Origin of the sequence: Streptomyces niger, assembly GCF_000718305.1 — a bacterium.
GTDB classification, from domain to species: domain Bacteria; phylum Actinomycetota; class Actinomycetes; order Streptomycetales; family Streptomycetaceae; genus Streptomyces; species Streptomyces niger.
Window position 1 is genome coordinate 1 of the sequence record NZ_JOFQ01000045.1, and the last position, 15,171, is coordinate 15,171.

Below are 15,171 nucleotides of genomic sequence, written 5' to 3' on the forward strand. Positions count from 1 at the left end.
TGTATAAGAGACAGCCCTCCCGCCTCCACCCCAGCCCACCCCGGAACACCGTCCCACCCATCTCACCCCGGAACGCCCGGCCCGAATCCACCCCCGGCCCCGTGCCATTCGCCTGCGACCCCGTGCCACCCGCCCCGACCCCGCGCCACTCGCCCCGCACGTCTGGAGACAGCGATGCCCCGCACCCCGCACCAGCCTCCGCCTCAGCCGCCCATCGCGCGCCTGCGCTCGCTGCGGTGCGTCGAACTGTTCACCCCCGCGTTCACCGAAGCCGCCGACTTCTACCAGGAGGTCTGGGGTCTGGAGACCGTCGAGGGCGACCAAGGCGCACGCTGGCTGCGTGGCACCGGGGAGGAGCACCACGTCCTCCAGTTGACCAGCGCCGACCGCACCGGTCTCGGCCGGATCGCCTTCGCCGTCGCCACCCCCGCCGAGGTCGACGAAGCCGCTCGCCGACTGCACGCCCGCGGCATCACCCCCGTCATCGGCCCCGGCCCGCTGGACCAGGTGGGCGGCGGTTACGGTCTCCGCTTCACCGATCCCGAGCACCGGCTCATCGAGATCAGCGCCCAGGTCGAGGCCGTGGCTCCCCGAGGCCGGGACGGTGCGGTTCCGGTAGGCGTCACCCACACCGTGCTCAACACCACCGACATCGATGCCGCCGTCGCCTTCTACTGCGACGTCCTGGGCCTGCGGGTCTCGGACTGGTCAGAACACCAGATGGCGTTCCTGCGCTGCAACGCGGATCACCACTGCATCGCCTTCAACCAGGCCGAGTGGGCCTCGCTCAACCATGTTGCGTACGAGATGAGCTCGGTCGACCACTTCATGCGGGGGCTGGGCCGGCTGCGCCACCACGGCATCACTCCTCAGTGGGGCCCCGGCCGGCACGGTCCCGGCAACAACACGTTCTCCTACTTCACCGACCCTTCCGGTCTCGTCTGCGAATACACCTCCGAGGTCGCCCAGATCGTCGAGGACGCCTGGATCGCCCGCGTCTGGCGCCGTGTCCCGGAGCTGTCCGACCTCTGGGGCACCGCGGGGCCGCCGTCGGCGGAGATCCGTTCCCACATGGCCGGGCATCCCGATCCCGGCCCGCTCACCCAGCCGGCCCCGCAGGAGATCTCCGCATGACCGACCCGACCGCCACCACGTCGCCGACCACCACGTTGCCCTCCACCACGTCGCCCTCCACCACTTCGGCCTCCACTGCCTTGCCGGCCGTCACTTCGCCGGTTGTCACTTCACCGGCCGATGTTTCACCGTCGATCGATTCGGCGACTGCCTCGCCTTCCTCTCTCGCCCCGCGCAAGGTGGGTCTCGTCGGCTGGGGCGCCATCGGTCGCGTCGTCGGTACCGCGCTCGCCGAGGGCGGCGTTCCCGGCGCCGAGCTGGTCTGCGTGGTCGACAACCGGGCTCTCGGTGACGCACCGGCCCCGCAGCTCTCCTTCGAGGACGCCCTCGACCACTGCGACCTGATCGTCGAAGCGGCGGGCCAGAGCGTCGTACGCGAGTGGGGTGAGCGCGTGCTGCAGTCCGGTACCGACCTCCTCATCGCCTCCACGGGTGCGCTCACCGATGAGAATCTCGCCGCTGCCCTCCTCGCCGCCGGCCCTGGGCGGGTCTATTTCACCGGCGGTGCCGTAGGCGGTCTCGACCTGTTGCAGGCCGTACGCTCCCTCGGGCCCCTCACGGACGTCACGCTCACCACCACCAAGCTGCCCAGCACCCTCGAACAGCCGTGGATGGGCGCGGACTTGCTGCACCGGATGCGCACGGCCACCGGTCCGGTCGAGGTGATGCGCGGCACCGCCCGCGACGTACCGGTGAGGTTCCCCAAGTCGACGAACGTCGCCGCCTCCGTCGCGCTGGCCGTCGGCGACCTGGACGCCGTACGTGTCCGCGTCGTGGCCGATCCGGCGGCCCAGCACACTCGGCATGTCATCGAGGCGTCCGGTGGCCACGGCGTGTACCGCTTCGAGGTGCAGCACCTCCCGGACCCCGACAACCCTGCCACCAGCCAGGTCGTTCCGTATGCGGTGCTGCGCAGCCTCGGCGCGCTGGCCGGGCGGAGGGGGCAGATCCTGTGACCGACCGGATAGAACCGGCAGACCGGACGGACCTGACCGGCTCTGCGACCACCGACGTCCCTCCCGGCCTCGATTCCTCGCCGACTTCCGCAACCTCGCCTGCATCCACATCCGCATCCGCAACCACGTCTGTGTCTGCGTCTTCAGCATCGGTTTCTCCTTCGCCTTCCTCTTCTCCTTCGCCTTCGCCGTTCGACCTCGCGGGGTTGCACGTGGAGGAGGCCGGTGACGGTGGTCCCGTGTTGCTGTGCCTGCACGGGATCGGGTCCTCCTCCGCCGCGTTCGCCCCGCAGCTCGCCACGCTGAGCCGGTATGTGTGGGTGGTGGCCTGGGACGCCCCGGGGTACGCCAAGTCCGCCGATCCGGTCGGCCCGTTCACGTTGGACGATTTCGCCGATACCGCTGCCGCGCTCATCCGGCAGCGCGGTGGTCGCGCCCACGTGCTCGGGGTTTCCTGGGGTGGGGTGATCGCGCTGCGGCTCGCCGCGCGCCACCCCGAACTCGTGTCCTCTCTGATCGTGGCCGCCTCCAGTGCCGGTTCGGGCACGGACCCGGCGAAGGCCGAGGCGATGCGGGCGCGCGCCGACGAGCTGGCCGAGGTGGGTCCGCGGGCGTTCGCCGAACGGCGCGGTCCGCGTCTGGTGTCCGATGCCGCGCCCGAGGCTCTCGTTCAGCGCGTCACCGACACCATGGCCGACTCTCTGCGGCTGCCCGGCTACCGATATTCGACCGAGTCGATGGCCGCCACCGATCTGCGTATCGCCGACCTCTCGGCCGTCACCGCGCCCGCGCTCGTGCTGTGCGGGGACCAGGACCGGGTCACCGGGATCGAAGCGAGCCAGATGCTCACAGCGGACCTCCATTCCTCCGTGTTCGTGATCGTCAAGGACGCCGGTCACCTCGCGAACCAGGAACAGTCCGAGGCCTTCGACGCGTGGGTTCTCGCCCACCTCCGAATCTCAGCAGGGATCGCCGAAAGCTGTTGAGGACTGTCCACAGCCCTGCCCATTCGTACGACTAAAGGACGGCAGCACCATGCCCATCACCACCACCGACTACGACAACGGCGGCGACCTCGCCCGCTACACCGACTCCCTGATCGCCACCAAGGACTCGCGCGAGCCCGACTGGGACACCCTGGCGTTCCAGGCCAAGGCCGGTGACCAGTACCGCCGCGCCCAGATCCGGTACGTCGGCTCCGGCGCGACCGGCAACCACGAGGGCGACAACCGCATCCTGCCGTCGGGCGGATTCACCTTCTCCAACATGCTGCTGCCGCCCGGCGCCGAGGGCCCTGAACACACCCACCACGACGTCGAGGAAGCCTTCTTCGTTCTGGAGGGCAAGGTCAGGGTCGGTATCCACCGCGGTGAGGGCGAGGCCGAGTACCGCACTCTCGGCTACCGGGACATGATCGTCGTGCCGGCCGGAGTGGCCCGCAGCCTGAAGAACGAAGGCGACACCGACGCCCTGTTCTGCGTCATCATCGGCACGCAGAAGCCGCAGATCCCGACCTACCCCGAGCACTCGCCGATGCACGGCGTCACCCGCGACTGATGCGTACCGTCGTCATCACCGGCGCCGGCCGTGGCCTGGGGGAGGCCATGGCCCGCCGGGCCGCGGCGGACGGTCACCGTGTCGTACTCGCCGAACTCGACCCCGAGCGCGGCAAGCGGGTGGCCGACGAGCTGCGCGCCGAGGGGCGGGACGCCCACTTCGTGCCGTGCGACGTGGCCGACCCGGAGTCGGTCGACGCGATGGCGGAACAGGTCGCCGGGCTCGGCCCGCTGCACGGTCTCGTCAACAACGCGGGGCTCGCCAACGGCGTGGGGGGCAAGGAGTTCCAGGACATCGGCGTCGAGGCGTGGGACCGCATCATGACGGTCAACGCCCGCGGGCCGTGGCTCGTCGCCCGAGCCCTGCTGCCCCAGCTCCTCGCCGCGGGCAGTGGCCGCATCGTCAACCTGGCGTCCGACGCCGCGCTGTACGGCTCGCCGCGGCTGGCTCACTACATCGCCTCCAAGGGTGCGGTCCTCGCCCTCACCCGCGCCATGGCGCGTGAGTTGGGCGATCGCGGCATCACCGTCAACGCGGTCGCGCCGGGCATCACCGAGTGCGAGGCGACCGAGAACGTGCCCGCCGAGCGGCACGAGCTCTACCGGCTGAACCGGGCCATCTCCCGGGCCCAACAGCCGGAGGACCTCACGGGGGTCGTCTCTTTCCTGCTCAGCGAGGAGTCCCGCTACCTCACGGGACAGGTGATCGCCGTCAACGGCGGTTTCACCATGCACTGATTCCACGGGCCGGCCCCTGTGCGCCGGCTCGCCGGCGGCACCGAGCGTCTCGTGCCGCGACTCCGCACCGATCACCACACCGAAGGAACTCCCATGGATCTGGGCCTCGCTGACCGCACCGTACTGGTCACCGGAGGCAGCTCGGGCGTCGGCCTGGCCACGGTCCGCGCCCTCCTGGACGAAGGCGCACGCGTCGCCACCTGCGGCCGTGACGCCGACCGCCTCGACAAGGCGGCGGCCCGCCTCGGAGCGGGCGACGACCGGCTGCTGACCCGCGTCTGCGACGTACGGGACGCCACTGCCGTACGCGACTTCGTCGCCCGTACCGCCGACCATTTCGGAGCCCTGGACGGCCTGGTCAACAACGCCGGCCAGTCCCGCATGAAGCGGCTCGCGGAGACCACCGAGGAGGACTGGCGCGACGAGCTGGAGCTGAAGTTCGCCGGCGTGCTCAATCCGCTGCACGCCGCACTCCCGCACCTGCGCGCCTCCGACGCAGCCGGCATCATCAACATCAACGCCGTGCTCGCCAAGCAGCCCGAGCCGCGCCTCATCACCACCAGCGCCGCCCGCGCCGGCATCCTCAACCTCTCCGCGAGCCTCGCCCGGGAGCTCGCGCCCGACGGCATCCGCGTCAACTCCGTGTGCCTGGGCCTGATCGACACCGGACAGTGGACGCGCCGGCACGCCGCCGCCGACAGCGGGCTGAGCTACAAGGAGTGGCAGGCCGAACTGGCCGCCGACCGTGGCATCGCCCTCGGTCGCCTGGGCCGCGCCGACGAGGTCGCCTACGCGGTCCTGGCGCTGCTGTCGCCGCGCGCCTCCTACATCACCGGAACCAGCATCGACGTCTGCGGCGGAGTCGGCCGCGGCATCCTCTGAGGAGCCTCCATGACGCACCATCCCACCGGAGGCGACCTCCTCGTCGCCGTCCTGCGCGAACTCGGCATCGACACCGTCTTCGGCATCGTCAGTGTCCACAACCTGCCGCTCGTCGAAGCCGTCGACCGTGAGCTGCGCTTCGTGCCCGTACGCCACGAGGCCACCGCCGTGAACGCCGCCGACGCCTACGGGCGCGCCCGCGGCTCCCTGGGCTGCGCCCTGACCTCCACCGGGACCGGCGCGGGTAACGCGGCCGGCTCGCTCATCGAAGCGCTCAGTGCCGGCACCGGCGTGCTGCACGTCACGGGTCAGGTCGAGAGCCGATATCTGGGCAGTGGGCGCGGGTTCATCCACGAGACCAAGGACCAGCTGGGCATGTTGCGGGCGGTGTCCACGTACGCCGCGACCGTGCCCTCCACGGAAGCCGCCGGGCGCATCCTTCGTGAGGCGGCACGCGCCGCGCTTCGTGCCCCGGGTGGCCCCGCGAGCGTGGAATGGCCGATCGATCTGCAGTACGCGGCGCAGCAGGACGACGACACCGCCGCTCCCATCCCGGTGACGCCCCACCCCGACGAGACGGCGCTGGACGCTGCCGCGCGTCTGCTGGCCGGGGCCCGGCGGCCGCTCGTCTGGGCCGGGGGAGGAGCGTGCGGAGCCGCGGACCGGCTCGCCGAACTGCTGGCGCGCACCGGTGCCGGGCTTCTCACGTCCAACTCCGGCCGCGGCACGGTACCGGAGGACCACCCGCAGGTCATCGGCAATTTCGCCACCACGCCGACAGGCCGTGCCCTGCTCGCCGACGCCGATGTCCTGCTGACCATCGGCACACACTTCCGCTCCAACGAGACGGGCGACTACTCGCTGTCCCTACCCGAGGCGCACATCCAGATCGACGTCGACGCCGCCGCTCTCGGGCGCGTCTACCCGGCGACGCATGCTCTGCAGGGCGATGCGGATGCCGTGCTCGGCGCCCTGCTCGCCCGCCTGCCCGGCGCGCCCCCGGCTGCCGACGGCAACGGCACCACCGGTGGTGTCGAGCCCGCATGGACGGCTCGCGTCGCCTCGGTGCGCGAGGAGGTGCGTGCCACGCTGCACGATGCCATCGGGCCGCAGGCCGCGGTCTGCGACGCGCTGCGTGCCGCTCTGCCCCGCCGCGGCGTCGTCGCCCGCGACGTCACCATCCCGTCCAGCAGTTGGGGCAATCGCCTGCTGGAGATCTACGATCCGCGCGACAACGTCTTCCCGCGTGGCGGTGGCATCGGCCAAGGCCTCGGTATGGGCATCGGCGCGGCCCTCGCACGGCCCGACGAATCCACCGTCGTCATGGCCGGGGACGGCGGCCTCGCCGTGCACCTCGGAGAGCTCCTCACCCTCGCCCAGGAGCGTCCCGCCCTCACCCTCGTCGTCTTCAACGACGGCGGCTACGGCGTCCTCCGCAACATGCAGGACCGCTACAGCGAACGCCGCTCCGGAGTCGATCTCACCACCCCCGACTTCTCCCTCCTGGCCCGCGCCTGCGGCCTGCCGTACGCCCGGATCGCCAGCGAGGCCGACGCGGCGCCCGTCCTTTCCGAGGCCGTCGCCTCCGGCAGCCCTACGCTCGTCGAGGTCGACCTGGCGGCCCTCGGCCCGATGAAGAACCCCTTCACCCCGCCCGTCAAGATCCCCACCGCGTGAGGAGGCCGACGCCATGACCAGCAGCGACGCCCAGTCGGGCACCACCGACCAGGCCACGGCCGGCGAGGCCCGCCTCGACCTGCTCGTCCACCGCATGACCTGGGAAGCCGACGGCGTACTCTCCGTCGACCTCGTCCACCCCGACGGCAAGCCACTGCCCGCCTGGCAGCCCGGCGCCCACCTCGATCTGCACGTCGGCGGCCACACCCGGCAGTACTCCCTGTGCGGCGACCCCCACGACACCACCCGCTACCGCCTCGGTGTCCTCAACGAACCGGCCTCGCGCGGAGGTTCCCGCTTCGTCCACAGCCAGCTGCGCCCCGGCCATGCCGTCACCGTCGTCGGCCCCCGCAACCACTTCGCGCTCACCGAGGCGCCGGCGTACCTGTTCATCGCCGGCGGCATCGGGATCACCCCGCTCCTGGCCATGGCCCGCGAGGCCACCCGCAGGGGCGTGCCCTGGCGGCTCGTCCACGGGGGCCGCACGCGCGCCTCGATGGCCTTCGGCACCGAACTCGCCGACCTCGCCGCCCAAGGACCCGGTGAACTCCTCCTCCACCCGCAGGACGAGCACGGACACATCGACCTCGACGCCGCCCTGAAGGGCCTCGACGCGCAGACCCTCGTGTACTGCTGCGGGCCGGAGCCCCTGCTCGCCGCCGTGGAGGGCCGCTGCCCCGCGGCGCAGCTCCGGGTGGAGCGGTTCGCCGCGCCCACTGTGGAGCGCGGCGGAGACGACAGCGCCTTCGAAGTGGAGTGCCGCCGCTCCGGAGTGACGCTGAGCGTCGGCGCCGACACCTCGATCCTCGAAGCCGCCGAGGCCGCCGGCGTGCCGGCCGAGAGCTCCTGCCGGGACGGCATCTGCGGCAGCTGCGAGACCCGCGTCCTCGAAGGCGCCCCCGACCACCGTGACTTCCTCCTCAGCGAGGCCGAGCACGCGGCGAACGCGACCATGATGATCTGCGTCTCGCGCTGTGCCTCCGACCGCCTCGTCCTCGACCTGTAAGCCACCCGCTCGCCCGTGAACCTGGAGGCACCGATGACCCCATGGCCGTACCTGGACGTCCACCAGTCCCGTACGCACGAGCCCACACCGTACGAGTACAAGCTCGCCGCGACCCTCGAAGAGGTCTTCACCAAGGAGGGCCACGAACTGGCCGACGTCATCCGCGGCCTCAACTCCCGCCAGGTGCACGCCCCCGACGGGACTCCCTGGACCGAGGACACCTTCCGCGCCGAGATGCACCGCCTGGGAGCCTGACATGACCCTCACCCGCCCGGACACCACCGGACACACCGCCACCGCGGATCACATCTACGCCACCGGCCTGCGCAACCAGTGGCACCCCGTGGTGCCCTCCCACTTCGTCACCCCCGGAGGAATGCGCAAGGTCACCGCCCTGGGGGAGGACTGGCTCCTCTTCCGCCGCGGTGACGGTACCCTCCACATGCTCGCCGACCGCTGCCCCCACCGGGGCGCCCGGCTCTCCCTCGGCAAGCACCTCGGGGACCGAGTGGCGTGCTGGTACCACGGCGTTGAGGTCGAGGGCGACGGCACCGTCTCCTCCGTGCCGGGCCTGCCCGGCTGCAACCTGGAGGGCAAGAAGCTCGTCACCAGCCTCCCCGTGCGCGAGGTGGGCGGTGCGATCCTCGCGTACTTCGGTGACGAGCAGCACCCGGAGCCGTGCGAGCTGACTCTCCCCGAGCCGCTCACCGACCCGGGCATCGAAGCCATCCTCTGCTACGCCGAGTGGAACGTGCCCTGGCGGTTCGGCATGGAGAACCTCCTCGATCCGATGCACGGCCAGTTCCTGCACCACGACTCGCACACGATGTTCGACGGCGACACCACCGCCAAGTTCCGCATCCGGGAGACCGACCGCGGTTACTTCTTCGAGAAGACCGACCAGCGCGGCGTGAACTTCGACTGGGTGGAGCTGTGCCGCACCGGAGTGGACTGGGTCGACCTGTCCATCCCGTACCCGCCGTCCGCGGGCCCCGGCGGCCCCTTCGGGATCGTCGGCATGATCTGCCCCGTGGATGCGCGCCGCAGCGGCGTCTTCTTCTGGCGCTACCGCAAGGTCGAGGGCTGGCAGCGCGACACCTGGCGCTTCCTGTACCGCACCCTCATCGAGAAGCGCCACTGGGAGGTCCTCGAACAGGACCGCGTCATGCTGGAGGCCATGCCGCACGACGCGGACCAGGCCGAGAACCTCTACCAGCACGACCTCGGCGTCGTACGGCTGCGCCGCCTCTACCGGACCGCAGCCGAACAACAGGCGGCCGCGCTGGCCTCCCCGGAGCCGGCCGCGACCGCTCCCGCCGGCGGCTGACAGCGTGGCGCCCACCGCCGTACCGCCCACCGCCGCGGCCGCCCCGCGGCGGTGGGCAGGCGTCCTCAGCCTGCTCGCCGTCGTCCTGATCTCCTACATCGACCGGGTCAACGCCTCCGTACTGATCACCGACCGCGCCTTCACCGACCACTTCGGCATGACCGGCGACCGGGTCCTTCAGGGCGCCCTGATGACCGTGTTCCTCATCGGGTACGGACTCGCCGCGTTCTTCCTGACGCCGCTGTACGAATCCGCCCTCGGGGCGCGACGCGGCCTCCTGGTGAGCGTCGGCCTGTGGGCCGCGCTGACGCTGCTGTCCCCGTATGCGCTCGGCGCCCTCATGCTCGTCGCGGTCCGTTTCCTTCTCGGCGCATCCGAAGGGCCGCTGTTCTCGCTCAAGACGATGTACGTCAGAGAGCACTTCGCCCCCCACGAAGTGGGCCGGCCCAACGCGGTGAGCTCCATGGGCGTCTCCCTGGGCACCGCCGCCGGACTGCCACTGATCACCTACCTCGTCCACCGCTACGACTGGCACACGTCCTTCGTGCTGCTCGCCCTCCTCAACGCGGCGATCGGACTGCCGCTCATCGCGCTGTTCATACGGGGCCGCCGACACCCGGACCACGAGAGGGCAGAACGGCAACACGTGCCTTCAGGAGCGCGCCGCGGCGTCGTGGCCACCCTGCGGGAAGCGCTGCGCACCCCGCGCCTGGGCTGCATCCTCCTCATCGAGATCGCCACCCTCGCCTACCTGTGGGGGGGGGGCACCTCCTGGCTGCCGGCGTACCTGCTCCAGGACCGTCACTTCTCCCTCGGGCAGATGGGTGCCGTCTCCGCGCTGCCGTTCTTGATGAGCCTGGGGTCAGGCTTCCTCGGCGGGTATCTCATCGACAGGCTGTCCGCCCGCAGGCTGCCCCTGCTCTTCGTCGTCGGCGCGCTCGGCACCGGGAGCTGCGTCCTGCTGGTCATCACCGCGGACGCCGCCTGGCTCGCCGCCACCGGACTCGTTCTCGCGGGCGGTTTCTGGGGACTGCAGGGCCCAGCCATCCCCACCCTCGTGCAGCGTCACGCACCCGCCGACACGGTCGGCAGCGCGTACGGAGTGGTCAACGGCGTCGGCAACCTCGTCTCCGCCTTCATGCCGACCGCCATGGGAGCCGCCATAGCCCTCGGCGGCGGGCACGGTTTCAGTGCCGGCTACGCCCTGCTGATCGGCGCTCAGGCCATCACGCTGGGCTGCGGGGCGTGGCTCCTGCTCCGCCCCGGCCGCCCGGCCACCGACGCCGGTCCGGTCACGTCCCGGACGACGAGTCCGGCTCCGCCGCACCCGACTCCGTGATGGACCGCTCCAGCTTGGACAGCAGCCGCGCCAGCTGACGGCACTCGGCGGGGGAGAGGCCGGCCAGCATCCGTCGCTCGTTCTCCAGATGCTCGGCGAACAGCTCGTCGATCTTGGCCAGTCCCTCCTCCGTCAGCCGCGACCGCACCACCCGCCGGTCCTCCGGGTCCCGCTCCCGGACGATCAGCCCGTCCTTCTCCAACCGGTCGATGCGCAGCGTCACACCGGCCGAGGAGATCAACCCCGAATCGGCCAGCTGACCCGCGGTGCGCTTGTACGGCTTCCCCGCTCTGCGCAGCGCCGTCAGGACGTCGAAGCCGGCCACCGACAGCCCGTGGGACTCCACCGAAGCCGTCAGCTTCGCGCTGTAGCGCAGGAACGTACGGTGCAGCCGGGCCAGCACCTCCAGTGGCGAGGTGTCCAGCTCCGGGCGCTCCCGCTGCCAGTCCTCGATGATCCCGGCAACCGCGTCCGCCGCCGCCGTCTTGCTCGCCATCTCGGCACCCTCCCCGGGCTCGCCCCTCGGGCCGGGCTCCCGGCCGTGGTACAGCAGAAATCTTAGCCCTGAGAAGCCAGGCCGCTCGACGAGCGGACCGCCCCGGCGCCCGGCGCGACCCCGCCGCTGAGCTTCCCGCGCCCGGTCCCCGCCCGGCCCGCTGGAGCCGCCGGCGGGAGTTATCCACAGGCTGTAAGGCATGGGTGCGCAAAGTCGCCGGGCTGCGGCAGCATGACGCCATGCCCGCATTGACGCGCGATGAAGCGCAAACCCGAGCCCGCATCCTCGACGTCCACCACTACGACATCCACCTCGACCTCACCACCGGCGAGGAGCACTTCACCACCCGCACGACCATCCGCTTCAGCGCGCGCACCCCGGGCGACACCTTCCTCGACCTCAGGCCCGAGGAACTCCGCAGCATCACCCTCGACGGCGCCGCCCTCGACCCGGCCGACCTGGCGGACAACCACTTCCCGCTCACCGGTCTCACCCCTGGTGAACATGAACTGCATGTCGAAGCCACCATGCGCTACTCCCACACCGGCGAAGGCATGCACCGCTTCACCGATCCCGCCGACGGTGAGACCTACCTCTACACCCAGCTGTTCATGGAAGACGTCCAGCGCGTCTTCCCCGCCTTCGACCAGCCCGACCTCAAAGCCGTCTTCGCCCTCACCGTCGTCGCCCCCGACGACTGGACCGTCCTCGGCAACTCCCTCGCCACCCGGGCCCCCGAGGGCCACTGGACCCTCGCCCCCACCCCGCCCATCAGCACCTACCTCGTCGCCGTGGCCGCCGGCCCCTGGCACTCCGTCCGCACCGAGCACGCCGGCCTCCCGTTCGGCATCCACTGCCGCCGCTCCCTCGCCCCGTACCTCGACGCCGACGCCGACGAGATCCTCGACATCACCCGCCGGTGCTACGACCGCTACCACCAGCTCTTCGACGAGCCGTACCCCTTTGACTCCTACGACCAGGCATTCGTCCCCGAATTCAACGCCGGCGCCATGGAGAACCCCGGCCTGGTCACCTTCCGCGACGAATTCGTCTACCGCTCCGCCGTCACCGACACCGAGCGCCAGACCCGCGGCATGGTCATCGCCCACGAAATGGCCCACATGTGGTTCGGCGACCTGGTCACACTCGCCTGGTGGGACGACATCTGGCTCAACGAGTCCTTCGCCGAGTACATGGGCTATCAGGTCCTCAGCGAAGCCACCCACTTCACCGGGACCTGGACCGACTTCGGCGTCGCCCGCAAGAGCTGGGGCTACGACGCCGACCAGCGCCCCTCCACCCACCCCGTCGCCCCCGCTTCCGACGCCGTCCCCGACACCGCCTCCGCCTTCCTCAACTTCGACGGCATCTCCTACGCCAAGGGCGCCTCCGCGCTGCGCCAACTCGTCGCCTGGATGGGGCAGAAGGACTTCCTCGCCGGCATCAACGACCACTTCGCCCGGCACCGCTTCGGCAACGCCACCCTCGCCGACTTCACCGATTCCCTCGCCCGCGCCACCGACCGCGACGTCCACGCCTGGGCCGAACAGTGGCTGCGCACCACCGGAGTCGACACCCTCACACCCGTCATCGAGGAGACCACCGACGGCTCCTGGACGCTCACGGTCACCCACCGTGGCGAGCGCCCCCACCACCTCACCATCGGCCTCTACGACCGGGACCCCGCCACCCCCGGCCGCCTCGTCCCCCGCACCTCCCTCACCCACGACCTCCCCGAAGGCGGCACCCACACCGTCCCGGGCCGCCGCCCCGACCTCGTCCTCCTCAACGACCGGGACCTCACCTACGCCAAGGTCCGCCTCGACCCCCACTCCTGGAGCACCGCACAGGCCGCCCTCTCCGGCCTGCCCGACTCCCTCACCCGCGCCGTGGTGTGGAACGCCGCCCGCGACATGGTCCGCGACGGCGAACTGCCGCCCGCCGCCTACCTCGAAGCCGTCCGCGCCCACCTCCCGCACGAGACCGACACCGCCATCGTCCAGGGCGTACTGGCCTTCGCGCGCACCCAGATCGCCGACCGCTACCTCCCCGCCGTCGACCGCCCCGCGGCCCTCGCCACCCTCACCGACCTCTGCCGCGACCTCTTGCGCCGCACCGAAGGCAGCGAGAACGGCGATCACCAGGGCCTGCGCCTGGCCGCCGTCCGCACCTTCATCGACAGCTCCACCACCCCCGAGGGCATCCAGGACTGGCTCGACGGCGACAGCGTTCCCGGCGGCCCCGCCCTCGACCCCGAACTGCGCTGGCGCATCCTCGGCCGCCTCGCCGTCCTCGGCGCCACCACTCCGGCCGCCATCGACGCCGAAGCCACCCGCGACCCCAGCGCCAGCGGCAAGGAAGGCGCCGCACGCTGCCGCGCCGCGCTGCCCGACCCGGCCGCCAAGAAGACCGCCTGGGAGGCCATGTTCACCACCGACCCGGCCGACGACCTGTCCGCCTACCTCTTCACCGCCACCGCCGCCGGCTTCTGGGCACCCGAGCAGGCCGACCTCGTACGCCCCTACGTGGAGAGGTACTTCACCGACGCCGTCGCCCTCGCCGACCGCCGCGGCCCCGCCCTGGCCGAAGCCGCCGGTCGGTACGCCTTCCCCGCGGTCGCCGTCGAACCGGACACCCTGCGGGCCGGCGAGGCCTGCCTGCGTGAGGCGGCACCCACTCCGGCCCTCCGGCGCAAGCTCGCCGACCAACTCGACGACCTGCGCCGCGCGCTGGCCGTCCGGAACGGGCAGGGGTGAGGCCGACGAACCGTTGACGATCGCCCCGTAGCAGGCCAGGGCCGGGGAGGGGAGAGGCGTTGCGGAGCCCATAGCAGATCCGCGCGCCTCAACCCGCACGTGTGTCCCTCGTGAGAGTGGACTCCGCCCGCATTTCGGCGAAGGGCTCGACACCAGAAGTAACTTAGGTCGCCCTAAACCGATCAAATCCCCGACAAGAAGGGCACACCCATGCCTGTGCCCGCCCCAGGCGCCCCCGCCCCAGGCGACAACACCTCCGGCCGGCTCGACCCCGCAAGGACCCCACCCGACCCCCGCACGACAGGAGGTGAGACGACACCGGCAGCAGAGGGCCAAGAGAACCACCACGCGAGCCGGGACTCCGCACGAGCAGGTGCCACCGCCACCCTTCTCGACACCGTCACGGACGGCCCCGCCCGGACCTCCGTTCCGGCTCCCGCGGCCGCCGTCCCCGCGCCCACCGCGGCACCGGACCCCTCCCTCGCCACCCCCGCGCTGGCCGGCGGGACCCGGGGCCCTCAGGCGCTGCGGCCCCTGCTGCACACCGTGCTCGACGCCCTGGACACCGGAGCTGTCGAACGGGGCGGACCGCTGCCCGCCGGCGGCCCCGAAAGAGTCGCCGACGCGGTGCACCAGGCCTGCGCGCCGCTTCTTCCGGACACCGGCACCGGCCCGCACGCCGCCCTGCACACCGTCGTCCGCACCCTCGCCGCCGGAGCCGCCGACCCCGCCGACCCGCACTGCGCGGCCCACCTGCACTGCCCGCCGCTCGCCCTGGCCACCGCAGCCGACCTCGCCGCCTCGGCCCTCAACCCCTCCATGGACTCCTGGGACCAGGCCCCCGCCGCATCAGAGCTGGAAGCCCTCACCACCCGCACCCTCGCCCAGCTCGTTTACCCGCACGGACCCGACGCCGAAGCGCTGGTGACCACCGGCGGGACGGAATCCAACCAGCTCGCCGTACTGCTCGCTCGGGAACACGCCGCCCGAGAACACGAGACCCGCGAGCGAGCCGCCCGCGAGCGGGATGCCACCCCCGAACACCCCGCGCGAGAACGCGAGACCGTACGCGAACACGCCGGCCGGACACACGGCCCCGGACACGACACCGGCCGGGACCACGGCGCCCGGCACACCGGCGGGCAACCCGGCACCCCCCTCGGCGAGCGGGACGGCCACCGCCCCTGCGACCGGTCCGGCCACGGCCCCGACCACCCCGGCCGCCCCCACATCTGCACCTGTCTCTTATACACATCTCCGAGCCCACGAGACTAGGCATGATCTCGTATGCCGTCTTCTGCTTG

Annotated in this window: 13 protein-coding genes and 1 pseudogene; 13 read left to right on the forward strand and 1 reads right to left on the reverse strand. The window is 71.6% G+C overall.

Annotation, left to right across the window (positions count from 1 at the left end; all coding sequences use genetic code 11):
- Positions 1 to 174: 174 nt before the first annotated feature.
- From IF20_RS36555 to IF20_RS36605, 11 genes are all read left to right on the forward strand, one after another.
- Positions 175 to 1,134: a VOC family protein gene (locus IF20_RS36555; protein WP_052869753.1), complete on the forward strand. Its 960-nt coding sequence runs from the start codon at positions 175 to 177 to the stop codon at positions 1,132 to 1,134.
- Positions 1,135 to 1,313: 179 nt separating this feature from the next.
- Positions 1,314 to 2,090 carry an aspartate dehydrogenase domain-containing protein gene (locus IF20_RS36560; protein ID WP_234427003.1) on the forward strand — a complete coding sequence of 259 codons (777 nt, stop codon included), beginning with the start codon at positions 1,314 to 1,316 and terminating at the stop codon, positions 2,088 to 2,090.
- Between the two features lie 206 nt (positions 2,091 to 2,296).
- The gene (locus IF20_RS36565) at positions 2,297 to 3,076 is read left to right on the forward strand and encodes an alpha/beta fold hydrolase (RefSeq protein ID WP_052869754.1); all 780 of its coding nucleotides are present in this window, start codon (positions 2,297 to 2,299) and stop codon (positions 3,074 to 3,076) included.
- Between the two features lie 49 nt (positions 3,077 to 3,125).
- Positions 3,126 to 3,647 (forward strand): cupin domain-containing protein, encoded by a 522-nt coding sequence (locus IF20_RS36570; protein ID WP_052869755.1) that lies wholly within the window; start codon positions 3,126 to 3,128, stop codon positions 3,645 to 3,647.
- The gene (locus IF20_RS36575; protein ID WP_052869756.1) at positions 3,647 to 4,384 is read left to right on the forward strand and encodes an SDR family oxidoreductase; all 738 of its coding nucleotides are present in this window, start codon (positions 3,647 to 3,649) and stop codon (positions 4,382 to 4,384) included. The genes IF20_RS36570 and IF20_RS36575 overlap by 1 nt, the downstream gene beginning before the upstream one ends.
- A gap of 93 nt (positions 4,385 to 4,477) precedes the next feature.
- Positions 4,478 to 5,266 (forward strand): SDR family oxidoreductase, encoded by a 789-nt coding sequence (locus tag IF20_RS36580; RefSeq protein WP_052869757.1) that lies wholly within the window; start codon positions 4,478 to 4,480, stop codon positions 5,264 to 5,266.
- A gap of 9 nt (positions 5,267 to 5,275) precedes the next feature.
- Positions 5,276 to 6,943 carry a thiamine pyrophosphate-binding protein gene (locus IF20_RS36585; protein WP_052869758.1) on the forward strand — a complete coding sequence of 556 codons (1,668 nt, stop codon included), beginning with the start codon at positions 5,276 to 5,278 and terminating at the stop codon, positions 6,941 to 6,943.
- A gap of 13 nt (positions 6,944 to 6,956) precedes the next feature.
- Positions 6,957 to 7,949: a PDR/VanB family oxidoreductase gene (locus IF20_RS36590; protein ID WP_052869759.1), complete on the forward strand. Its 993-nt coding sequence runs from the start codon at positions 6,957 to 6,959 to the stop codon at positions 7,947 to 7,949.
- Between the two features lie 33 nt (positions 7,950 to 7,982).
- Positions 7,983 to 8,204: a recombinase-like helix-turn-helix domain-containing protein gene (locus IF20_RS36595; protein WP_052869760.1), complete on the forward strand. Its 222-nt coding sequence runs from the start codon at positions 7,983 to 7,985 to the stop codon at positions 8,202 to 8,204.
- A 1-nt stretch (position 8,205) separates the two neighbouring features.
- Entirely contained in the window at positions 8,206 to 9,276 is a 1,071-nt protein-coding gene (locus IF20_RS36600) for an aromatic ring-hydroxylating oxygenase subunit alpha (protein WP_052869761.1), read from the forward strand.
- Positions 9,277 to 9,280: 4 nt separating this feature from the next.
- Complete coding sequence (locus tag IF20_RS36605; RefSeq protein WP_110944896.1) at positions 9,281 to 10,615, forward strand: MFS transporter; 1,335 nt, start codon at positions 9,281 to 9,283, stop codon at positions 10,613 to 10,615.
- Here IF20_RS36605 and IF20_RS36610 read toward each other — a convergent pair.
- Positions 10,569 to 11,111, reverse strand: coding sequence for a MarR family winged helix-turn-helix transcriptional regulator (locus IF20_RS36610; RefSeq protein WP_052869762.1), 543 nt, complete (start codon positions 11,109 to 11,111; stop codon positions 10,569 to 10,571). The genes IF20_RS36605 and IF20_RS36610 overlap by 47 nt on opposite strands.
- A gap of 239 nt (positions 11,112 to 11,350) precedes the next feature.
- Between IF20_RS36610 and pepN the strand changes: the two genes are divergently transcribed.
- Together pepN and IF20_RS36620 are read left to right on the forward strand one after the other, a co-directional pair.
- A complete protein-coding gene (gene pepN, locus IF20_RS36615; protein WP_052869764.1) occupies positions 11,351 to 13,867 on the forward strand; it encodes an aminopeptidase N in 2,517 nt (838 codons plus the stop codon).
- A gap of 495 nt (positions 13,868 to 14,362) precedes the next feature.
- Positions 14,363 to 15,074: pseudogene (locus tag IF20_RS36620) on the forward strand (pyridoxal-dependent decarboxylase); the annotation flags it as partial.
- Between the last annotated feature and the right edge of the window lie 97 nt (positions 15,075 to 15,171).